Raw genomic sequence first — 21,485 nt, forward strand, 5'->3', positions numbered from 1 at the left:
ACGGCGTGTCAGGCCCCGGTCACCAGGGTGCCGGGCAGCTCGACGTTGTTCTCGGCCGGGTCCTGGCCGTCGACCACCTTGGCCTCCACGAGGTTGGCCACCTCGGCAGCGATCGCGGGCCAGTCCTGCTTCACCGTCGCGACGAAGGGCCCACCCTTCTCGATCTCGGCGAGCGCGAAGTCCTGGCCGTCGACGCCCACCACGGGCACGTCGGTGACGCCGGCCGCCTCGAGCGCCTGGGTGGCACCCAGCGCGGGCTCGTCCCAGCCGCCCCAGATCCCGGTGATGTCGCCGCCGCGCGCGGAGACCAGGTCCTGGACCGAGGCGCGGGCGTCCTCCACGGGACCGGGGACCTCTACGTGCTTGGCCTCGAGGATCTCGATTCCGGCCGCCTCGAACACCGCACGGGCGCCCTCGGCACGGGCCTTCACACCGGGGTGCGGGTCATGGGTCAGCATCACGATGGCACCCTCGCCGCCCATGGCCTCGATCAGGGCATTGGCGCTCTGCTCGCCGAGGTCCACGTTGTCGCTGGTGACGTTGGCGGCGATGCCGTCGGCGGCCCCGGCGTCGATGGCGAACACGGGCACGCCGGCGTCCGCGGCGGCCTTCAGGCCGAGGGAGATCTGGGCCGGGTCGCCGGTACCGAGCACGATCGCGTCGGGTCCCTGGGCGGCGGCGTCCTGGAAGGCGCTGTTCAGCTTGTTGAAGTCACCGGCGGTGTCGACGACGCTGACGTCCCAGCCGCGCTCCTCGCCCTCGGCCTGGAACAGTTCGATGACCTCCTTGGTGGCGGCGTTGGCCAGGTAGGGGGTCAGCACCGAGACCTCGACACCGTCGGCGGCGACGTCCTCAGAGGGGGCGTCGGTGCCGGCAGGGGCGGCCTGCGAGCCACAGCCGGTCAGGGCGAGGGCGGCTGCCGCTGCGAGGGCGATGGAACTCCAGAACTTGTTCGACTTCATGCTTCTTCCTCAACTTCTTCTTCCCCGGACTGGCGGTTCTCGGCCTGCCGGTGGAACGTGGGCCTCAGGGCATCGTAGAGGCCCCGGTGCATCCCGAGCTGTTCCTGGAGCCGCCCGTGGACATCCGACGGCTGCGTCTCGTCGCCGCGGTGGTCCTCGAACACGGCGCGCAGCCCGTGCTGCAGGCCCGCTGCGTCTGCGGCGGCGCGGGCGGCGTGCTGGGCGCCCGGGGCCCCCGCGGCGGCGCTGGTCACGATGCTCGCCCCGAACACGTCTGCCAGGACCTGGCGCCACAGCGCACTGCCCGACGCACCTCCCACGAGCGGGATGCGACGCTGGTCGATCCCCATCTCGGTGGCTGCGTGCCGCAGCCCCATCGCCACGCCGGTCAGGACGGACAGGTATAGGTCCTCGGGTGCGGTGGTGGCCTGCACGCCGACGAAGGCTGCCCGCTGGTCGCTGTCGCGCACGGGGGTCCGCTCCCCGGTGAGTCCGGGCAGGCACAACGGCCGGTCGGCCACCGCCGCGAGCCGTGGCCGGGCACGCTCCTCCGCCTCGGCGAACGTCGCGCCCGGCAGGAAGGTCCGCAGCGCCCACGCGGCCGCGGAGCCGGCCGACTGCACGGCGCCGATCCTGAGCCGGTTGGCCCAGCCCGGCAGCACCAGCGAGTGGATGGGCGAGGGCGCCGAGCCGTCGGCCGGTGTGATGCCGGCCAGCCAGCCCGTGGTCCCGAGGTACAGGTACGCGTCGCCGGGTTCGGTCCCGATGAGGCCAGCGGTGGTGGAACCCGCGTCACCCTCCGCCAGCACCAGGGGGGTGCCGGCAGCGAGCCCCAGCTCCTCGGCGGCCGCCCGGTCGACCTGTCCGACGAGGCCGTCACCCTCCCCGACCCCGGTCAGGAGGGGCAGCAGAGCCGGGTCTGCCCCGGCGGCCACGACCACGCGGTGGAACCAGTCCTCCGCGGCCACGTCGAGGAGCCCGGTGGCGGAAGCGGTGGTTACGTCACAGGCGGCCCGTGCACCGGCACGGTGGGCGACGTACCCGGCGGGTCCGAGCAGCAGGTGCTCCGCCTCGGCCAGTACCGCGGGCTCGTGCTCCGCCAGCCAGGCGATCTTGGCGGCGACGTTGCTGACGTCCTGGTGGTTGCCGGTGCGGGTCTCCCAGTCCGGGACGGCGTCGCGGAGCCGGCGGTGCTGGGTCGCGGGGCGGGTGTCGGAGTAGAGAATGGCTGCTCGGACGGCTTCGCCGCCGCGCACCGGCACCAGGTCCTGCATCTGCCCCGTGAGCCCGAGCACGCTGATCCGTCCGGCGACGCCGCTGCGGCGCAGCACCGCAGCGGTCGCCTGCCACCAGTCTTGCGGCTGCTGCTCCACCACTCCCCCGGCGGCCGTGTGGGTGGGGTAGGACTCCTCGGCCTCGGTGACGAGGGTGCCGTCGGCCTCGAGCACCACGAGTTTCACGCTCGAGGTGCCGAGGTCCAGGCCTGCCACCAGGCCGGTCATCGGCGGGCCCGGCTGAAGTGGGACAGGCTGACGGCGGCGATGATGATCACGCCCGTCAGGACCTGCTGGACGTAGCTGTTGACCTGCAGCAGGTTGAGGCCGTTGTTGAGCACGCCGACGATCAGCAGGCCCACCACGGTGCCGCCCAGCAGCGGCTGCCCGGCACGTGACAGGGTGACGCCCAGGAAGACGGCGGCGATGGACATCAGCATCATCGGGTCACCGGCGTTCGGGTGCCCGGAGGCGAGCCGGGCGGTCAGCACCACGCCCGCCAGGGCGGCCCCGAGCCCGGAGACGAGGAAGGCACTGAACCGCACCAAAGGCGTGTTGACCCCGGACAGTCGGGCGGCCTCGGCGTTCCCGCCGACGGCGTACCACTCGCGGCCCAGCACGGTGCGCGAGAGCACGAACCACACCACCACGCCCAGCACGACGGCGATCACCACCGGCATCGGGACCGGCCCCAACCGGCCCTGGCCGATCGCGACGAATCCCTCGGGCAGGCCGAAGACGGTGGCGCCGTTGGACACCAGCAGGGCGAGGCCGGTGAACGACGTCATCGTCGCGAGCGTGGCGATGAAGGCCGACAACCCCAGGTAGGACACCAGCAGCCCGTTGAGTGCACCCGCTGCCAGGCCCATCAGGAGCGCGATCGCGATGGCCGCCGGCACCGGCATCCCACCGACCAGCAGTTGAGCGGTGATCACGCCGACGAGGCTGGCCAGGGATCCGACGGACAGGTCGAAGTCCCCCACCACCATGACCACCGTCTGGACCGCCGCCACCATCGCCAGCACCGCGATCTGTTCGAGGACGTTGGTGAGGTTCGCGGGGGTGAGGAAGATCCCGCGGGAGTCGAGCGCGGTGAACAGGACGAGCAGCAGGACCAGTCCGATCAGGGTCCCGTAGGAGGCCAGGCGGGAGGTGGTGCGGGTGCTCATCGATCGGGCTTCCTGTAGCAGAGGTGGAGGATGGATTCTTCGGTGGCGGTGGCAGCGGGGACGACGTCTTCGAGGCGTCCCTCGTGCAGCACGGCGATCTCGTCGGCCAGGCCGAGGAGTTCGGGGATCTCGCTGGAGACCATCACGACGGCGACGCCGCGCTCTGCCAGTCCCCGGATCAATTGGTAGATCTCCGCCTTCGTGCCGACGTCGATGCCGCGCGTCGGCTCGTCCAGCAGCAGCACCTCCGGTTGCCTGGCGAGGTACTTCGCGAGCACCACCTTCTGCTGGTTGCCACCGGAGAGTTCGGCCACGCCCTGCTTCACGGAAGTGGCGCTGACCTGGAGGTCGTCGCAGAGTTGGCGGCTGCGTCGCAGTTCCGCACGGGGGTCCACCACACCCGCACGGCTGAGCTCCCGCAGGCTACCGAGGGCGATGTTCGTCGCGATGGAGGCGTTCATCACCAGCCCCTGGCTGCGGCGCTCCTCGGGAACGTAGCCGATGCCTGCGTCCATGCGCCGGGCGACCGAGGCCCGGGTCAGGTCCCGTCCGTCGAGTTGCACGGTGCCCGCCTGGGCCCGTTCGGCGCCGGCTATGATCCGGAGCAGTTCGGAGCGCCCGGAGCCGGCGAGCCCGGCCACGCCGAGCACCCGTCCGGAGCGGACCTCGAGCGAGACCCCGGACAGCGTGTGCCCACTGAGTCCGCTCACCCGCAGGACCTCCGCACCGCTGGTGGCGGCCCGGTCGGGGAAGGCCTGCTCGGGCGAGCGGCCGATCATGGCACCCACCACCTCGTCGCTGGAGGTCTCCGTGATCGCGCGGGTCCACACGCGCCGGCCGTTGCGCATCACGGTGGCGACGTCGGCCAGGGCGAACACCTCCTCCAGGCGGTGGGAGACGTAGATGATGGCCGTCCTCTCTTCCCGGAGGGAGCGCAGCACCCGGAACAGCTGTTCGGTCTCGGTGTCGGTCAGCGCGGCAGTGGGCTCGTCCAGCACCAGTACCCGGGCCTCCCGTGCGAGGGCCCGGGCCAGCGCCACCATGGTCTGCTGCACTGCGGACAACTCCCGCACAGGGCGGTCGACGTCGAGTTCCACCCCGAGCCTTGCGAGCTGCGTCGCCGCTGCCCGGGCCAGTTCGCGCCGGTTGGCCAGACCACGCGGTCCTGGGCGTCGCATCCCGAGGAAGATGTTCTCAGCCGCGCCGAGCGAGCCGACCAGCAGCAGTTCCTGGGGCAGTGCCACCACGCCGGCCGCCTGGGCCTGCGCCACGGAGCGGAACTCCACGTCGACGCCGTCCAGCAGGATCCCGCCGTCGCTCGGCTGCCGCGCCCCGGCGAGCATGCCGATGAGGGTGGACTTGCCGGCGCCGTTCTCACCCAGGAGGGCGTGGATGCTGCCGGCGTGGAACTCCAGTGAGACGTCGGAGACCACCCGGTTGGGGCCGTAGTCCTTGCTGATGCCACGGGTGGCCAGTACTGGCTCGGGGCGCGTGGGCATCGTGGCTCCTGGTGACCGGTTCGGCTAGGGATGACCAGAGCACCCTATTGCCGCGCCGAGGCGCGGGGCAAGGGTGCTCCGAGTCAGGTGTTCGCGGTGGACGCGTCAGCTGGTCAGCCCGTCCACGTAGTCGCGGTTCTCCTCGACCCACTGCTCGATGAGCGGTGCGTAGTCGTCGGTGTCGTTCTGGTTGAACAGGAGGTCCTCGAGGTTGTAGAGCAGTTCGCCGTCCATCTCGAAGTTCTCCAACCAGCCGGCGACCTCGGGGAAGTCGTCCGCGAAACCGGTGCGGCTGTAGACGTGGATGGTCTCGGCGCCGCCCAGTGCACCCTCGGGGTCCTCGAGGTTCTTGATCGGGAACGCCTCGTAGGCCCAGTGCGGCTCCCACAGGGTGACGGCGATGTTCTCGCCGGCGTCGGTGGCTGCGGTCAGCTCGGCGAGCATTGCGGCGGTCGACGAGGTCTGGAAGGTCATGCCCTCCAGGCCGTAGCCGGGGATCACGGCGTTCTCCATGGCCTGTGTGAGGCCGGCGCCCGCCTCGATGCCGACGATGGTGTTGCCGAACAGGTCGGCGTTCTCGGCCAGCTCGGCGAGGGAGTCGATCGGGGCGTCCTCGTTCACCGCGACGGTGAGCTTGGCCTGGTCGAACCAGGGGCTGAGGTCAACGATGTCGTCACCGAACGACTCGACGTAGTCCTTGTGGGTGACGGGCAGCCACACGTCGGTGGTGAAGTCGTAGTCACCGGAGGCGAGCCCGGCGAAGACCGGGGCCGCGTCGACGTAGGACAGTTCGACGGTGTAGCCCTGCTCCTCGAGGACGTGCTTCCACAGCTCGGAGGTGGCGATGCCCTCCTCCCAACCGTTGAAGACGGCGACGGTGAGTTCGCCCTTCTCCTCGGTGGCGGTGGTCTCCTGCGAGGTCGAGTCGGTGTTGTCGTTGGTGGGTTCGGCCTCGGGGTCCGACGAGCAGCCGGTCAGCGCGGCGCCGACGGCAACCGCTCCCGCGATCACCTTGAGAATTCGCTTGGTCATGGGTGTTCCTTTCCCGGCGGTGGGGAGTCTCCCCCCGCCGCGACGCGCGGCGCACATGCCGCCGCGCGGTTGCCGACTCAGGCCGCTTCTGCGGCCTGGACGGTGTCGGTCTTGGTGGCGTTCCGCTGGCCGAGCTTGGTCCCGGCCCAGGAGTAGAAGCCCTTCTTCAGTCCGAAGGCGCCCGTGAAGCGGTCCAGGAGGATCGCGAGGATGACCACCGACAGGCCGGCCTCGAAGCCGAGTGCCGTGTCGAGGCGCTGCAGGGCTGCGATCACCTGCTCACCGAGGCCGCCCGCCCCGACCAGGCCGGCGATGACGACCATGGACAGCGAGAGCATGATCACCTGGTTGATTCCGGCCATGATGCTGGGCATCGCCAGCGGCAGCTGGATCTGGCGCAGGATCCGGAACCGGGAGGCCCCGAATGCGGAACCGGCCTCCACCACTTCCTTGTCAACGCCCCGGATGCCGAGCTCGGTGAGCCGGACTCCCGGGGGCAGGGAGAAGATGATCGTCGCCACGATGCCGGGTGCCACACCGATCCGGAACAGCAGGAGCGCCGGGATCAGGTACACGAACGCGGGCATCGTCTGCAGGAAGTCCATGACCGGTTTCACGATCATCGACACGGGCTTGAAGGTGGCCGCGAGGATCCCGATGGGCACGGCCAGGATGACCGCGATGATGGCGGCCACGAGGACCAGCGCGAGGGTGTCCATCGCATTGACCCACTGGTCCAGGCCGACGATCAGCAACAGGCCGACGGCAGCACCGACGCCGAACACGATCCCGCGGGCCACGAAGGCCAACAGGGTGATGGCGATGATCACGGCCCACCAGGGCGGCACGGTCAGGGCACCGTTGATGATCTCGTAGAGGAACACCAGGGCTTCGCGGATGGCGCCGAAGGGGGCTGCGGCGTTCGCGACGATCCAGTCGACCGCGGCCTCCACCCAGTCACCGAATGGGAGCTTGAATTCCATCAGAGCCCTCCTTCCTCGTTCTCGGCGGCAACCAGTGCCGTCTCGACGGTGGCCGCGGGCAGCGGTGTGATCACCTGGGCCGCGACGGCCTCACTCGCGTCTTCGCCACCGAGGGCGGCCAGCAGGGTCACACGGGGTACCACCCCGATGAGGTGGCCCCGTTCATCGGTGACCGCGAGCGGCAGCGGTGATTCGATCGCGGGTGTCACGAGTTCGGCGATGGTGGTGGCGGCGTCCACGTGGGCAGCCTCCATCAGGTCGGCGGCGGTGGTGGGCTTCCCGGCGCGGACCAGTTCCAGGGCCTTGCGGTCCGTGATGGCACCGAGCAGGCGGCGGTCACGTCCGACGACGAAGGCCGCGGAGGTCTGCTCGTCGCGCATGACGCGCAGGGCCGCCCGGGGTCCGGCGCTCTCCTGCACCACGGCCAGCGGCTGCTCCATGACGGCACCCGCGGTCAGTACGCGGGCACGGTCGACGTCCTGGACGAACTGCGCGACGTAGTCGTTCGCAGGGTCCGTGAGGATCTCCTCCGGGGCGCCGATCTGCACGATCCGGCCGTTGCGCATCACGGCGATGCGCTCCCCAAGGAACATGGCCTCGTTGAGGTCGTGGGTGATGAAGATGATGGTCTTGCCGAGCCTGGACTGCAGGTCCAGCAACTGCTCCTGCATCTCGCGCCGGATCAGCGGGTCGAGTGCGGAGAACGCCTCGTCCATCAGGAGTACGTCCGTGTCGCTGGCGAGCGCTCGGGCAAGGCCCACGCGCTGCCGCATCCCGCCCGAGAGCTCGGAGGGCAGGTTCTTCTCCCAGCCCGAGAGACCCACAAGTTGGATGACCTCACGTGCCCGCGCCAGGCGTTCGCGCCGGGACTTGCCCTGGATCTCGAGTCCGTAGGCCACGTTGTCGATGACGCTGCGGTGCGGGAGCAGACCGAAGTGCTGGAACACCATCGAGACCCGCCGTCGGCGGATCTCCCGGAGCTTGGCCTTGGGGATGCCGGTGAGGGGCTCGCCCCCGATCTTGACGACTCCCCTGGTGGGCTCGAGCAGGCCGTTGAGCATCCGGATCAGGGTGGACTTGCCCGAACCGGACAGGCCCATGACCACGAAGATCTCGCCCTTGCGAACCTCGAACGAGGCGTCGATGACGGCCGCGGTGGTGCCTTCGCCCAGGTCATCCCTGTCGACACCGGCCTCGAGCTTCCTGATCGCGGACTCGCCCGAGCGGCCGAACACCTTGTACAGCGATTCGGCCCTCAATTGGATTTCGTTGTCTGCCACATTCCCTCCGGGTGGTGACTCGGACCACCGTCACACCGGGTTGCGGGGACAAGAGCTGCGCTTCGGGCGCAGCAGACATGACGCGGCCCCAAGGCCGAATGTCGATCCCCACCACCGTACGTCGACCCGTGGACTCTCCTACCGGCCGGACGCGGCACTCGCTGACGCATCCACACACCGGGGACGCAGAACAGCCCAACGGACGCTACCAGTATCGCGGCGCCAGATTCAAGGACAGGTCAACTCGGGTAGGGTTCTGGACGTTTGTGCCGGCCACGGCCATCCACTTTCCAGGCCACGGAGGATCAGGTGACCGCAGTCAGGGTTCCAGAGCTCAAGTCAACGCGATACGCCCCGCGCCCGTCGGTGCTCACCGCGCTGCGCTCCCCGAAGCTCCTGACCAAGGAGGTGCTCGCCGGGCTCGTGGTGGCGCTGGCGCTCATCCCCGAGGCCATCTCGTTCTCCATCATCGCCGGCGTGGATCCCCGGGTTGGGCTGTTCTCCTCCTTCGTGATGGCGGTCACGATCGCCTTCGTCGGCGGCCGACCCGCGATGATCACGGCCGCGACGGGCGCCGTCGCCCTCGTGGTGGCCCCCCTGGTTCGCGAGCACGGCATCCACTACCTGATCGCGACGGTGCTCCTCGCAGGTCTCCTCCAGGTGGTGCTCGCCGTGGCCGGTGTTGCGAAGCTGATGCGATTCATCCCGCGCAGCGTGATGATCGGGTTCGTCAACTCGCTGGCCATCCTCATCTTCATGGCTCAGTTGCCCCACCTGTTCGGGGTGCCTTGGCTCGTCTACCCGTTGGTGGCGGGAGGCCTGCTGGTGATGGTGGTGATGCCACGGATCACGAAGGTGGTGCCCGCGCCGCTGGTCTCGATCATCCTCGTCACCGCCGTCGTCGTGGTCCTGTCGCTGTCGGTGCCGACGGTGGGCGACCAGGGCGAACTCCCCCGCAGCCTGCCGGAACTGTTCATCCCCGACATCCCGTGGACGTGGGAGACCTTCACCCTGATCGCCCCCTACGCGCTCGGCATGGCGCTGGTGGGTCTGATGGAGTCCCTGATGACCGCCAAGCTCGTCGACGAGGTCACCGACACGCACTCCAACAAGACCCGTGAGGCCTGGGGCCAGGGCGTCGCCAACGTCATGTCCGGCCTGTTCGGCGGCATGGGCGGCTGCGCCATGATCGGGCAGACCATGATCAACGTGAAGGTCTCCGGGGCCCGCACGCGGATCTCCACCTTCCTGGCCGGATCCTTCCTGCTGGTGCTGGTGGTGGTCCTGGGCGACTGGGTGGCCATGATCCCCATGGCGGCGCTGGTGGCGGTGATGGTCATGGTGTCCGTGGCCACCTTCGACTGGCACAGCATCCGGCCCGCCACGCTGCGTCGCCTCCCCCGCAGCGAGACCATGGTGATGCTCGCCACTGTCGTGGCCGTCGTCGCCACGGACAACCTGGCCATCGGCGTCGTGGTGGGCGTCGTGGTGGCCTCGGTGCTGTTCGTGCGCCGGGTGGCCCACTTCGTCACCGTGGACCGGAGGCTCGTCGACGACGGCGCGACCGCCAGCTACACCGTGCACGGAGAGCTGTTCTTCGCCTCCAGCAACGACCTCACCACCCAGTTCGAGTACGCCGACGACCCGGACGACGTCCTGGTGGACATGTCCGGCTCCCACATCTGGGACGCCTCGACGGTGGCGGCCCTTGACTCGATCGTGACGCGATACGAGCAGCGTGGGAAGACGGTCCGCTTCAGTGGCCTCAACCAGCAGGCCTCCCGGTTCCACGACCGCCTCAGCGGGAACCTCGGGGACTGACACCACTGCGACGATTGGCGGGCGCGCAGTCCGCGTTGGCACACTGGTGTGCAGTAACCTCCAGTTGGCCGCACAGGTGCGGCCGCAGTGAAAGGAAAGATCCCTTGGGTCTGCTCAACCACATCGGCGTGACGGTCTCGAACCTGGAGCGCTCCATCGAGTTCTACAACTCCCTCGGCATCCAGCAGCCACCGGCCGAGTGGGTCTTCCCGATCTCGGGCGAATGGCTCAGCAAGCTGGTGCAGGAGGAGGGGGCGAACATCCACGTCGCCTTCCTCCCCATCCAGGACGACATCGTCCTCGAACTGCTGGAGTACCAGAGCCCGCAGGGCGCGAAGGAGAACACCAAGCCCAACCGCGACGCCGGGGCGATGCACATCGCGCTCAACGTCGACGACGTGGACGAGGTGTACAACCGCCTGAAGGGTGAGGTGGAGTTCAACTCGGAGCCGCAGACCGTGGAGATGGGCCCCTGGGCCGGGAACCGTGTGGTGTACCTGAACGATCCCGACGGCACCCCGGTGGAACTCGTCCAGAACGTCTGACGCGGGCCGGGGCTCCACCGTTTGCTAGAATGCGTAGTGGGGCCCCGTGATCGGGCTCGCGGACGAGGGAGCAGTACCCGCACCACGACAAGACTGACTCATGGAGGAGTTCGTCACCATGGCGTGGATCATTCTTGTTCTGTCAGGAGCGCTCGAGGCCGTCTGGGCCAGTGCGCTGTCCGCCTCGAAGGGGTTCCGCAAACCGCGCCCGACCATCTTGTTCCTGGTCTCGTGTGCGCTCAGCATGTTCGGGCTCGCCTGGGCCATGACCTCGCTGCCCACGGGGACCGCCTACGCGGTCTGGGTCGGGATTGGTGCCTCGCTCACCGTCGTGTGGGCCATCATCACGGGCCAGGAGAAGGCCACCCTCGCCCGCATCCTGCTGCTGTTGCTGCTGGTCGGCTCGGTCGTCGGCCTGAAGGCGGTGAGCTGAATGCCCTGGGTGATCCTCCTGGCAAGCGCCTTCTTCGAGGCCGTCTGGGCAACCGCACTTGGCATGTCCGAAGGGCTCAGCGTACTGGTGCCATCCGTGGTGTTCTTCGTGGCGGTCACCATCAGCATGCTCGGTCTGGGGTGGGCCGCGAAGCACATCCCGATCGGCACCGCCTACGCCGTCTGGACGGGCGTGGGCGCGGCCCTCACCGTGAGCTGGGCGATGGCCACCGGCGCCGAGAGCATTTCCCTGCCGAAGGTCCTGTTCATCTCCGGCATCATCGCAGCGGTGGTGGGACTGAAGTTCGTTTCGCCGAAGAAATCAGCAACGGAGCAAACTGCTGCTTCGTGAATGACGAAGGGCGGACATGTGGGGAATCCCACTTGCCCGCCCTTCGTCTGGACCTGTCGTGCGTCAGCCGCCGAGCTGCGAGACGAACAAGGAGTTCAACATCTCGTCGGCCTGTGCCAGGACAGCGTCGTTCTCGAAGTCAGCCACTGGCACCAGCAGCACAGATGCGAAACCAATCTGGTCTGCGGACCGACTTGAGATGAAGGCGACCACCCCCAGGTCGGCAGAGCCACTGCCGCCCGTGACGGTCATGACCGCAAACTGGCTTGCAACCACAAGGTCCGGGTGGACGTCGGCCACCTGCACCTCTCCCTTGCGCACGTCCGTGCCTTCCGAGGTGAGGTCGTCGACAAGCGATGCGACCTCTGCCTCGGGGTTGGCCGAGCGCCCGGTGTTGACCAGGAAGACCCTGCCGGAGCTGTCTGCCAGCAGCACACCCGTGTCCGACTGGTCGGCCACGGTCCAACCGTCGGCGGGGACGACGCTCATCCCGTTGCCGACGTCGATGGCGCCTGCCGGCGGCTCCGGGGCCTCGGTCTCCGGGTCCGAGGGTTCGGTGGTCTCCGGGTCCGCGGGTTCAGTGGTCTCCGGGTCCGCGGGTTCCGTGGTCTCCGGATCAGCCGGTTCCGTGGTCTCCGGATCAGCCGGTTCCGTGGTCTCCGGATCCGTCGGCTCGGTCGTCTCCGGGTCCGCGGACTCGGAGATCGGTGGCGGCGACGGCACGTCAGGGTCGTCGTCGCCGCCGGCGAGGAACGCGAAGGCCAGGCCGGCGATGGCCAGCACACCGACGGCTCCGGCTACGATCCCGATGATCTTCCCGCTGGAGTTCTTCTGAGGGGGCTGCTGCCCGCCCTGGAAGGCCTGGTAGGGGCCCTGCTGGCCGTAGGGCTGCTGTCCGTAGCCTTGGTGGGGCTGCTGGCCGTAGCCTCCCTGCGGCGGCTGCTGCCCGTAGCCCTGCTGTGGCTGTTGTCCGTAGCCCTGCTGGGGCTGTTGCCCGTAGCCCTGCTGGGGCTGCTGGCCGTAGCCACCCTGGCCGGGGCCCTGCGGCCCGCCCGGTCCCTGCGGCGGCTGACCGCCCTGCTGGCCGGGGTTCTGGCCCTGCCAACCTCCTGGGTTCTGGTTGTCCGTCATCGGGCGTCCTCCTCGTGGCCGGTGCTCGTGACTTCTTCGGCGGGAATCCCCCGGCTCTCAGCGACCGAACCCACCGGAGCGAGTGCGGCGCCGGCCTTGTTGGTCTTGCTGCGGGTCCGGGTGGCGGTGCCGCACGCGCTGCAGAACGCGGCGTGTGCGATGAGCGGCATCTCGCACTTCGGGCAGAACTCGAGCGCACCGTCGGCGCCAACTCCGTCGTGGTCGCCGACGCCCTGGCGGGCGGAGGCCTCGAGGGCTCCCTCCATCAGTCCGTGGTGCAGCACGTTGCGGACGCGGATGATCAGGACACCCAGGATCAGCAGACCCCAGATGACCTGCAGCATGACGCGCATCGTCGGGTCGGGCACGAGCCCGAGGAAGTAGACGCCACCGCTGTAGAGCACGTTCGCGGCGATTGCCTCGATCAGGCCGCGCACGTAGCGGCCGGTGAAGCCGTCGTAGCCCTCGCCCAGGCCCGAGAACTCCGCGCAGGCGATGCCGGTGGCGGTGCCGATGAGCAGCGGCTTGACGAAGCCCTCGAGGAAGATGAGCGAGACCCAGGTGCCGGGGTCGGACATCTCGATGAAGCCGCCGGTGAGGGAGGACCAGTGCCGCACCAGCGTGTCTGCGGTGGAGTAGGCGACGCCGGCGATGATGCCGAAGGTCAGGCCGTCCATGAGGTCGTCGAACGCGGGGCGGCTCGCCAGGACGACGGGGCCGATCTGACGGATCAGTTCACCCACCAGCGGCACGACGATGAGCGCCGTGAGCAGGGGCCCCATGGAGATACCGCCGAGGGCGATCCCGTTGACGTCATTGACCGGGGTCGCCGCCGTGAGCAGGCCGAGGTTCTTCAGGATGACGAGGAACACGGCCGCAAGGCCACCTGTGAGGATGAACGCCAGCACCGTGACCGGGACCGGCTCGTCCTCCCACAGATTCACGTCGTAGATGTAGACGATGTAGACGATCGGAACCGCGAACGCAGCGATCAGCACAGCCATCGGCAGCGCGCCGAAGATGGCGGCTAGCAGCGCAGCCGTGAGGGCGATCACCAGCGCTAGACGATAGGTCTGCGGCTTCTCCCCTGCGCCCCGCGGCATGATCGTCGACACGAGCGCGAACGATGCGACGGGTTCGTCGGGCTTGACTGCGAATGACTTTCGTTTGGCCTCGTCCGGATGCGTCATGTCGTGGCCACAGCGGTGGCAGAAATGAGCAACGTCCGGCAGCTGGGCCCCACAACGTGGGCACACCATGGATGATTACCTCTCTTTTCTCGGCCGAGCCCCCGGCCCGGTCCGTCGAAACACTGCACCCATAGTCTGGCCGATGAGGCGTTCACTGCGGCCGATTCCGCAGATGCTCGCGTGAAAACCCTGCGCCTCCGGCGGCTCACTGCTGTGCGAGCAACCTCGATAGCCGGTATGAGGAGAGCGCGGCTTTGGGCGCTCCCCCGGTCTCCACCACGCCCGCATCTGAGCCGGGGGTGACCGCCACCAGCGCCCGCAGCAGGACGGGTCTGGGCACCTCGCGCAGGGCAGCGTCGTCGGCGAGGATCTCCACCAGCTCGCGTACCGCAGCCAGCGAGAGGCGGGCGGTGGGGAGCCAGGGCAGGGCGCTGTGCCATGACAGGAAGGCCAGCAGGAGCAGGTCGTGCCGCTGCGCCAGGTGTGCCCCCTCGTGCGCCAGCACGGCCCGCAGCTCGTCCGGGCCGAGTTGCTGGAGCAGGCCGCTCGAGAGCACCGTGACCGAGCCGGTGAGGCCGGGCACACAGTAGGCCACCGGCAGGTCATGGTCCAGCACCAGCAGTCGGGGGTCCTCGGGTGAGCGTGTGCTGAGCACCGCCAGGAGATCCCGGTGCCGGGACCGCAGGCGGGTCGCCCGCCACGCCTCCCGCGCCAGCGTCAGGAGCAGGTGGACGGTCAGCAGGACTGCGGCGCTCAGCGCGAAGGCTTGGGCCGGGTCCAACGGCAGGCCCTCCCACACGGGTGCCGAACCCCACCACGTCAGCGCACCGATCATCGACAGCCCACCGGCGAGTGCGATCACCTGCCACAGGACGAGCGCTGCGAACGGTGCCTGCGAGGGCCACCGTGCGCGTGAGAGAAGAACCGGCACCGGCCAGGCCAGGGCGACGGCGAGCCCGGCCAGCAGGTACGGCATCACGGGCGAGGCGGCTCGTCGAGGAGCCGGCGCAGCGCACGGGCATCCTCGGCCGAGATCCCGCCGATGAAGCGGGCCAGGACCGCCTCGCGGTCCGGGACGGTTCCCAGCGCTTCGTTGATCAGGGAAACGGTGTGGTCCTCGCGGCTCGCCACCGCGGTGAACAAGTGGGGACGCAGTTCGCGCTCGCGCACCACCAGCCCCTTCTTCTCCAGCCGGGCCAGGACGGTGAGCACCGTGGTGACCGCCAGTTCCTTGCCCGCCACGCCTGCGGGCGTGGCCAGCGCGTCGCGCAACTCATATGCCGTCATCGGGTCGTGCGCGTCCCAGAGCAGGTCCATCACTGCCCGTTCGAGTTCGCCGAGAGTTGCCACCGCGCCAGCCTACCGGTTTCGCGAGTGGAGAATCATCGACTACATTGGCGACGACGACTTCTACCTTGCGTAGAACTCGAGAGTCTGGAGGCCCAACATGGATCAGCTCGCAATCGCCAGATGGCAGTTCGGGATCACCACCGTGTACCACTTCCTGATGGTTCCCCTGACCATCGGACTGGGACTGGTGGTGGCTGTCCTGCAGACGATGTGGCACCGAACCGGCCGCGAGGAGTACCTCCGGATGACCAAGTTCTGGGGCAAGCTCTTCCTGATCAACTTCATCATGGGCGTGGCTACCGGGATCGTCCAGGAGTTTCAGTTCGGGATGGCCTGGAGCGAGTACAGCCGCTTCGTCGGGGACGTCTTCGGTGCCCCGCTGGCACTGGAGGCACTACTCGCCTTCTTCGTGGAGTCAGTGTTCCTCGGGTTGTGGATCTTCGGCTGGGACCGCCTCCCCCGGCGCATCCACCTGGCCACCATCTGGATCGCCTCGCTGGCGAGCATCCTCTCGGCGTACTTCATCCTCGTGGCCAACTCCTGGATGCAGCATCCCGTCGGCACCGAGGTTCGCGACGGCAGGGCAGTCATGATCGACGCGTGGGCAGTGTTCACCAACAACACCGCCCTGGTGGCCTTCCCGCACACCATCTTCGGCTCCTTCGCTGTAGCGGGCGGATTCCTCCTGGGCATCTCCTGGTACCACCTCCACAAGCGTCGCCAGGCCGGCATCGACACCGTCGACGACGCCGGCAAGGTGGTGGTGGGCGAGTCCGCCGCGCTGGGCAGGAACCGTGACGCCACGGACTACCAGGTCTGGATCAAGTCGCTCCGGATCGGGGCGGCGATCGCCCTGGTCTCCTTCCTCGGCGTCTCGATCTCCGGGCACTCGCAGGCCCAGCTGATGATCCAGCAGCAGCCGATGAAGATGGCCGCCGCCGAGGCTGCCTGCCACGACGGCACCGGCTTCTCCCTGCTATCGGTGGGGGACCTCCGCGGCGGTGGGGCCACCACGTGCGACGACGTCGTCGGGGTGTTCGAGATCCCCGGCCTGCTCTCGTTCCTGGCCCACAACAACTTCACCACCGACGTCAAGGGCATCAACACGCTGCTGCCCGAGTACCAGGAGAAGTACGGCACGCACCTGCCCGACGACCCGATGTACGGGGAGCGCGCCGGCAGCGAGATCGACTACCTGCCCGTCATGGAGGTGACGTACTGGGGATTCCGGCTGATGATCACCCTCGGCGGGCTCTCCGCGGCGGCCGCCGCCGTCGCCCTGTGGCTGACCCGGAAGGGGACGGTGCCGGGCGGCAAGTGGCTGGCGCGGTTGGCGCTGCTCGGGATCCTTGCCCCCTTCGGTGCGAACTCGACCGGCTGGATCTTCACCGAGATGGGCCGGCAGCCATTCGTGGTGGCACCGAACCCCACTTTCGACGGCATTGATCAGGTGTTCATGTACACCGCGGCCGCCGTCTCCCCCGGCGTCAGCGCGGGCGAGATGCTGTCCTCCCTGGTGGCACTGACCCTGGTATACGCGGTGCTGCTGGTGGTGGAGGTGGTGCTGCTCACCCGCTACGTGCGCGGCGGCATCGGCTCGGCCATGCCCGAACTGAACCACCATCCCGACGACGACGGCGAACGGGACACCGACGTGTTGTCCTTCGCCTACTGACCCGTTCGACTCGAAGAAGGGTTCACCGAACATGGACTTCCTGCCCACCTTGTGGTTCGTCATCATCGCCGTGCTCTGGGGCGGCTACCTGTTCCTCGAGGGTTTCGACCTCGGCGTCGGCATGCTGATGAAGGTCTTCGCGAGGAACGAGAACCAGCGCCGAGTGCTGCTCAACACCGTGGGTCCGGTCTGGGACGGCAACGAGGTCTGGTTGCTCACCGCTGGTGCCGCCACCTTCGCGGCCTTCCCCTACTGGTATGCCGCCTTGTTCTCCAGTCTCTACATCCCGCTGACGCTGGTGCTGGTGGCGTTGATCTTCCGCGCCGTCGCGTTCGAGTACCGGGGCAAAACCGAATCGGCCTCGGCGCGCAACCTGTGGGACTGGGCCATCGCGCTGGGCTCTTTCGTGGCAGCATTCGGCGTCGGAGCCATGCTGGCCCTGAGCACCACCGGCCTGCCACTCGACGCAAACGGTGACCGTGTCGGGGGTCCGTTCGCGTGGTTCACCCCGTACGCGGTGCTGGGCGGCGTCGGGGTGGTGGCGTTCTGTCTTGTGCACGCGTTGGCCTTCCTCGGGCTGAAGACCGACGGCGAGGTCCGCCAACGGGCAGCCAGGCTGGTTTCCCGCTGGTTGCCCGTGGGCCTGCTTCCTCTGGCGGCGTGGGCCGTGGTGGTGGTCCTGCTGAACCAGAGCGCGGCGGCGCTCGCACCGTTGGCGCTTGCGGTGTGCGCCCTGGTGTTCGGCTGGGTGCAGGCCAGACGGGGCAACGAGGGCTGGGTGTTCATCGGGGCCGGGGTGTTCCTGTTGGCCGGGGTGGCGGCCATCTTCGTCGGGGCCTACCCGAATGTCCTGCCCTCAAGCCTCGATCCCGCCAACAACCTGACCGTCCACAACGCGTCCTCCACCCCGTACACGCTCCGGCTGATGAGCATCGTCGCAGCCGTCGGCCTACCTCTGGTGCTCGTCTACCAGAGTTGGACCTACTGGGTGTTCCGTAAGCGCATCAGCGGGACCCACATCCCTCAGTCACATCCCGTGAAGTCGATCGTGTGAGCAGGAAACCAGCGCTGCCCGGGGGCACTGGTTCGCGCCGCGTACTCGCTCTGCTGGCGGGTCTCGCCGCGCTCAAGGCGGTGGGGCTGGTCCTGGTGGCCGACGCTTTGGCCACCGGCATCAGCCAGTTGGCCGCGGGCCCGGACCTCGACGTGCAGCGCCTGCTGTCGTGGGGCGTCGGTGGTGTGGCGGTCCGCACCCTCGCGGTCTGGGCCACCGAGTTCACCTCCCATCGCGCCGGTCTGGGTGCCAAGGAGGACCTGCGTGCCTGCCTGATGTCCTCGGGACTGGCGGGCGGCACCTCCGGGACCGGCCCCGGGGAGGGTGCGCTGGCGGCCCTCGCCAGCCGCGGCCTCGACGGCCTGGACAACTACTACACCAAGTACCTGCCCGCGCTGGTCGCCGCTGCGGTGGTGCCCGCCGTCGTGGTGGTGCGGATTCTCGTGGCCGACTGGGTCTCCGCCCTCGTCGTCGTGCTCACCCTCCCCCTGGTGCCGTTGTTCATGGTGCTGATCGGCCTGCACACCAAGGACCGGATCAAGGCGGCCGCCGCCGGGCTGGACCGGTTGTCCAACCACCTCCTCGAGCTGGCGCAGGGCCTGCCCGCGCTGATCGGTCTGCGCCGGGCCGAGGGCAGGGGGCGGGCGCTGGCGAAGGTCTCCGAGGACTATCGCACCGCGAGCATGCAGACGTTGCGCACGGCCTTCCTCTCGGGCCTGGCGCTGGAGCTGATCGCCACCATCTCCGTGGCCGTGGTGGCGGTGTTCATCGGTGTGCGGCTGGTCTACGGCCACATGGGCCTCGAGGCCGGGTTGCTGGCCCTGGTGCTGGCACCCGAGTGCTACCTGCCGTTGCGGAGCCTGGGCGCCGCGTACCACTCCTCCGAGGACGGGGTGGAGGCGCTCGAACGCAGCGAGCAGTTCATCTCCACCCAGCCTGCCCCCGAGGGTGCCGCTGGCCGTCCCGAGGCTCCGGGGCCCGGCACCGTCCTGGCCGTGGAGGACCTCTCGGTCAGCTACGGCGCCGCCTCTGGTCCCGTGCTGGCGCACGTGGACCTCGAGCTCGGTGCGGGCGCGGTGCACGTGCTCGACGGCCCCAGCGGCGTGGGCAAGACCACGTTGCTGCACGCAGTGCTGGGTCTGCTGGACCCCGCAGCCCGGGTCTCCGGCAGCATCCGCGTGGATTCCGGGCGCACGGCCTTCATCTCGCAGCATCCCCGCTTCTCGGAGCCGACCGTCGAGGAGGAGATCCGCCTCCATGCCGGTCCCCGCGTTTCCGGGGACGTCATTGCCACTGCGCTGGCTGACGCCAACATCGCGCACCTCGCGGCACGCAGGATGGTGGAGTGCAGCCCCGGTGAGCTGCGACGCGTGGCCGTGGCCCGGGTGCTGGCCAGGGTGGCGGCCGAGCCGATGACCCAACTGGTGGTGGCCGACGAGCCCACCGCGCACCTGGACCAGGCCTCCGCAGAGCGGGTGCGAGCCGCCCTGCGCGGCCTGCGCGGGCGATGCACGTTGCTGGTGTCCACCCACGACCGACGGCTCGCGGCCATGCTCACCGACGACGCTGCTGTCCCGGTTACTCGCCCCACCGAGCTCCGCGACGAGGTGGAGGCTCCAATCGCCGACCCGCCCCGGCCACGAGCCACAGCTCCTGGGCACTGGCGGTTGCTCGGCGCCATGCCCTGGTTCCGGCGCGGCCTCGTGCCGGGTTTCGTACTGGCCGCAGCGGCAGCCATCTTCGGGGCCGGGCTGACCGGCATCTCCGGATGGCTGATCGTCACCGCCAGCCACCAGCCCCCGATGCTGCACCTGCTGGTGGCCATCGTGGGGGTCCGGGCGTTCGGCATCGGCCGCTCGGTGTTGCGCTACGCGGAGCAGTTGAGGGTCCACGACGCGGTGTTCGGCTTCGCCTCACGGCTGCGCGAGCGGCTGTGGGATGCGCTCGTGTCAGCGCCTTCGGGCTGGGGCAGGCTGACTCGATCGGGCGCCGCCCTGGGCCACCTGGTGGCGGAGGTGGACGAGGTCCGCGACGCCCTGCCGCGGGTGCTGGTGCCGCCAGTGGCCGGGGTGGCCACCTGGCTCGCGGTCACCGTCGGCATCGGGTTCTGGGCGCCCGCGGCATTCCCCCTGGCCCTGGGGTTGGGGGCTGCTGGATTCCTCATGCTGCCGCTGGCTGTGCTCTTGGTGGAGAGGGGCAGTTCCACGAGGTTGACCGAGCACCGGGTCTGGCTGGCCTCACGGGTGCCGACGCTGCTCCGCGCCGCCCCGGACCTGCGGGCGAACGGCGCAGATCGCCTTGCCCTCGCCGAGTTCTCGCAGGCCGACGCTGCGGCCACCGTCAAGCTTCGGGCCACCTCCCGCGGGGCCGCGCTGGGCCAGGGCGGGGCCGTCCTGCTGTCCACTCTGGCCGCCGTATTGGCCGTCGTGCTCGCAGGTGCCAGCGGGGAACAGGCGGCGGTGGCGTCGCTGCTCCTGCTGGCGTTGGGCGAGCCGATCGCGAACACCGCCACCGCTGTGCAGCAACTGCCGCAGCTTGACCGGGTGCTCCGCCACGTCTGGTCCAACTTCGCCGCTGACCAGCCGGTGGCTCGAACCGCAGCCGATGCCCGCGAGGCGCAGGCGGGTCCCGCCGGGCAGGGGCTGGCGCTGCGCCTGGCTGGCGCCGATATCGGCTGGGTGCCGGGCGATCCCGTCGTCTCGGACCTCCACCTGGCGGTCTCCCCCGGCCAGTGGGTGTCGGTGACCGGGCCGTCGGGTTCGGGCAAGTCGACGTTGCTGGCCGTGCTGCTCGGCGCGCTGGACCCGTTGACCGGGACCCTGGAGGCCCGCCGAGGTGCCGCCGCGTGGACGTCCGCGGGCCCTGGTGACGTCGCCCGGGTGGCGTGGTGCCCGCAGGAGGCGCACCTGTTCGACTCCTCCGTACGCTCGAACCTGTGCCTGGGCAGGGACCCCGATGACCTCCCATCCGACGATGAGCTGCGTGGCGTGCTGGCCCAGGTGGGACTCGGTGCCTGGCTCGAGAGCGTGCCCTCAGGCCTCGACGGGCGCATCGGCTCGGGAGGCCACCACCTCTCGGGCGGGCAGCGTCAACGCCTGGCAGTGGCCCGTGCACTCCTGGCCCGCGCCGAGGTGCTGCTGCTGGACGAGCCCACCGCACATCTGGGTGCCGACGAGGCGGTGGACCTGGTCTCGGACCTCAGGTCCGCAACGGCCGGCAGGTCCGTGCTGCTGGTCACGCACGATCCCGCGGTGGCCGACTTCGCCGACGTCGGCCTCACGCTGTCAGGCGCGGGCGGGTCTCCAGACTCATGGGGACCTCGGGCTGATCGAGCCCTGGCGGCATCCGGAACCCCCTGACCACGAGCCACAGGCCGAGCCCGATCTCCCAGATGGCGATGGGGAGCGCCAGCAGCCCTGCGAACGCCGAGACCTGGTCCGGCAGGCCGAACAGTGACCCGAGGAACGAGGCCGTGAGCATTCCCGCACCGATGAAGCCGATCACCGGCAGGACACGCGGCACCAGCCGGGAGCGGTGGAGCACGCTGCCCAGCAGCAGGGCATTGGCGGCGGGCACCAGGCCCGGACCGATCAGGAACGCCCAGTCGTGGATGGAGACCAGGGCGGCATCCACCAGCCCGAGCGCACTCGGTTCCGCGCCCACTCGTGGTGTCGACAGGAGGGCGAGCATCGCGATGACGCCGACCATGATGATGGCACTCTCGAGGATGCGGGCG

Annotated in this window: 19 protein-coding genes and 1 riboswitch; of the genes, 7 read left to right on the top strand and 12 right to left on the bottom strand. The window is 69.3% G+C overall.

Annotated elements, in window-relative coordinates; genetic code table 11:
• Positions 1-8: 8 nt before the first annotated feature.
• The 7 genes from ACYU7G_RS15625 to ACYU7G_RS15655 form a co-directional block, all read right to left on the bottom strand.
• Positions 9-962 carry a sugar ABC transporter substrate-binding protein gene (locus ACYU7G_RS15625; RefSeq protein ID WP_461109453.1) on the bottom strand — a complete coding sequence of 318 codons (954 nt, stop codon included), beginning with the start codon at positions 960-962 and terminating at the stop codon, positions 9-11.
• Positions 959-2,464 carry an FGGY family carbohydrate kinase gene (locus ACYU7G_RS15630; RefSeq protein WP_461109455.1) on the bottom strand — a complete coding sequence of 502 codons (1,506 nt, stop codon included), beginning with the start codon at positions 2,462-2,464 and terminating at the stop codon, positions 959-961. The genes ACYU7G_RS15625 and ACYU7G_RS15630 overlap by 4 nt, the downstream gene beginning before the upstream one ends.
• Entirely contained in the window at positions 2,461-3,405 is a 945-nt protein-coding gene (locus tag ACYU7G_RS15635) for an ABC transporter permease (protein ID WP_461109457.1), read from the bottom strand. The genes ACYU7G_RS15630 and ACYU7G_RS15635 overlap by 4 nt, the downstream gene beginning before the upstream one ends.
• Positions 3,402-4,904, bottom strand: coding sequence for a sugar ABC transporter ATP-binding protein (locus ACYU7G_RS15640; protein WP_461109459.1), 1,503 nt, complete (start codon positions 4,902-4,904; stop codon positions 3,402-3,404). Before ACYU7G_RS15640 ends, ACYU7G_RS15635 begins: the two co-directional genes overlap by 4 nt.
• 105 nt (positions 4,905-5,009) lie before the next feature.
• Positions 5,010-5,936 carry a glycine betaine ABC transporter substrate-binding protein gene (locus tag ACYU7G_RS15645; protein WP_461109461.1) on the bottom strand — a complete coding sequence of 309 codons (927 nt, stop codon included), beginning with the start codon at positions 5,934-5,936 and terminating at the stop codon, positions 5,010-5,012.
• 77 nt (positions 5,937-6,013) lie between these two features.
• Entirely contained in the window at positions 6,014-6,919 is a 906-nt protein-coding gene (locus ACYU7G_RS15650; RefSeq protein WP_461109463.1) for an ABC transporter permease, read from the bottom strand.
• The gene (locus ACYU7G_RS15655; protein WP_461109465.1) at positions 6,919-8,199 is read right to left on the bottom strand and encodes a quaternary amine ABC transporter ATP-binding protein; all 1,281 of its coding nucleotides are present in this window, start codon (positions 8,197-8,199) and stop codon (positions 6,919-6,921) included. Before ACYU7G_RS15655 ends, ACYU7G_RS15650 begins: the two co-directional genes overlap by 1 nt.
• A 309-nt stretch (positions 8,200-8,508) precedes the next feature.
• Between ACYU7G_RS15655 and ACYU7G_RS15660 the strand changes: the two genes are divergently transcribed.
• The 4 genes from ACYU7G_RS15660 to ACYU7G_RS15675 all read left to right on the top strand — a co-directional run bounded on the left by ACYU7G_RS15660 (position 8,509) and on the right by ACYU7G_RS15675 (position 11,349).
• Positions 8,509-10,020, top strand: a complete 1,512-nt coding sequence (locus tag ACYU7G_RS15660; protein ID WP_461109468.1) for a SulP family inorganic anion transporter — start codon at positions 8,509-8,511, stop codon at positions 10,018-10,020.
• A gap of 104 nt (positions 10,021-10,124) precedes the next feature.
• Positions 10,125-10,565, top strand: a complete 441-nt coding sequence (locus tag ACYU7G_RS15665; RefSeq protein WP_461109470.1) for a VOC family protein — start codon at positions 10,125-10,127, stop codon at positions 10,563-10,565.
• A gap of 36 nt (positions 10,566-10,601) precedes the next feature.
• Positions 10,602-10,668: riboswitch (guanidine-III (ykkC-III) riboswitch) on the top strand.
• Positions 10,666-10,998: a DMT family transporter gene (locus ACYU7G_RS15670; RefSeq protein WP_461109472.1), complete on the top strand. Its 333-nt coding sequence runs from the start codon at positions 10,666-10,668 to the stop codon at positions 10,996-10,998. (Overlaps the previous riboswitch by 3 nt.)
• On the top strand, positions 10,999-11,349 hold the full coding sequence (locus ACYU7G_RS15675) for a DMT family transporter (RefSeq protein ID WP_461109474.1): 351 nt from the start codon (positions 10,999-11,001) through the stop codon (positions 11,347-11,349).
• Between the two features lie 63 nt (positions 11,350-11,412).
• Here ACYU7G_RS15675 and ACYU7G_RS15680 read toward each other — a convergent pair whose 3' ends face one another.
• The 4 genes from ACYU7G_RS15680 to ACYU7G_RS15695 form a co-directional block, all read right to left on the bottom strand.
• Positions 11,413-12,480: a hypothetical protein gene (locus ACYU7G_RS15680; RefSeq protein WP_461109476.1), complete on the bottom strand. Its 1,068-nt coding sequence runs from the start codon at positions 12,478-12,480 to the stop codon at positions 11,413-11,415.
• Positions 12,477-13,739 (bottom strand): zinc-ribbon domain-containing protein, encoded by a 1,263-nt coding sequence (locus ACYU7G_RS15685; protein ID WP_461109478.1) that lies wholly within the window; start codon positions 13,737-13,739, stop codon positions 12,477-12,479. Before ACYU7G_RS15685 ends, ACYU7G_RS15680 begins: the two co-directional genes overlap by 4 nt.
• Before the next feature lie 136 nt (positions 13,740-13,875).
• Positions 13,876-14,646: a M56 family metallopeptidase gene (locus tag ACYU7G_RS15690; protein WP_461109626.1), complete on the bottom strand. Its 771-nt coding sequence runs from the start codon at positions 14,644-14,646 to the stop codon at positions 13,876-13,878.
• Positions 14,646-15,020 carry a BlaI/MecI/CopY family transcriptional regulator gene (locus tag ACYU7G_RS15695; RefSeq protein ID WP_461109480.1) on the bottom strand — a complete coding sequence of 125 codons (375 nt, stop codon included), beginning with the start codon at positions 15,018-15,020 and terminating at the stop codon, positions 14,646-14,648. Before ACYU7G_RS15695 ends, ACYU7G_RS15690 begins: the two co-directional genes overlap by 1 nt.
• A 97-nt stretch (positions 15,021-15,117) precedes the next feature.
• Here ACYU7G_RS15695 and ACYU7G_RS15700 point away from each other — a divergent pair, with 97 nt between their 5' ends.
• Genes ACYU7G_RS15700 through cydC form a run of 3 tightly spaced genes read left to right on the top strand, consistent with a single transcriptional unit; the run spans position 15,118 to position 21,108 of the window.
• The gene (locus tag ACYU7G_RS15700; protein WP_461109482.1) at positions 15,118-16,695 is read left to right on the top strand and encodes a cytochrome ubiquinol oxidase subunit I; all 1,578 of its coding nucleotides are present in this window, start codon (positions 15,118-15,120) and stop codon (positions 16,693-16,695) included.
• Between the two features lie 31 nt (positions 16,696-16,726).
• Positions 16,727-17,749, top strand: a complete 1,023-nt coding sequence (gene cydB / locus ACYU7G_RS15705; RefSeq protein ID WP_461109484.1) for a cytochrome d ubiquinol oxidase subunit II — start codon at positions 16,727-16,729, stop codon at positions 17,747-17,749.
• The gene (gene cydC, locus ACYU7G_RS15710; RefSeq protein ID WP_461109486.1) at positions 17,746-21,108 is read left to right on the top strand and encodes a thiol reductant ABC exporter subunit CydC; all 3,363 of its coding nucleotides are present in this window, start codon (positions 17,746-17,748) and stop codon (positions 21,106-21,108) included. Before cydB ends, cydC begins: the two co-directional genes overlap by 4 nt.
• Here the strand turns inward: cydC and ACYU7G_RS15715 are convergent.
• Positions 21,026-21,457 (bottom strand): DUF4386 domain-containing protein, encoded by a 432-nt coding sequence (locus ACYU7G_RS15715; protein WP_461109488.1) that lies wholly within the window; start codon positions 21,455-21,457, stop codon positions 21,026-21,028. The genes cydC and ACYU7G_RS15715 overlap by 83 nt on opposite strands.
• Positions 21,458-21,485: the final 28 nt, after the last annotated feature.

The organism is Tessaracoccus terricola (genome assembly GCF_054776555.1).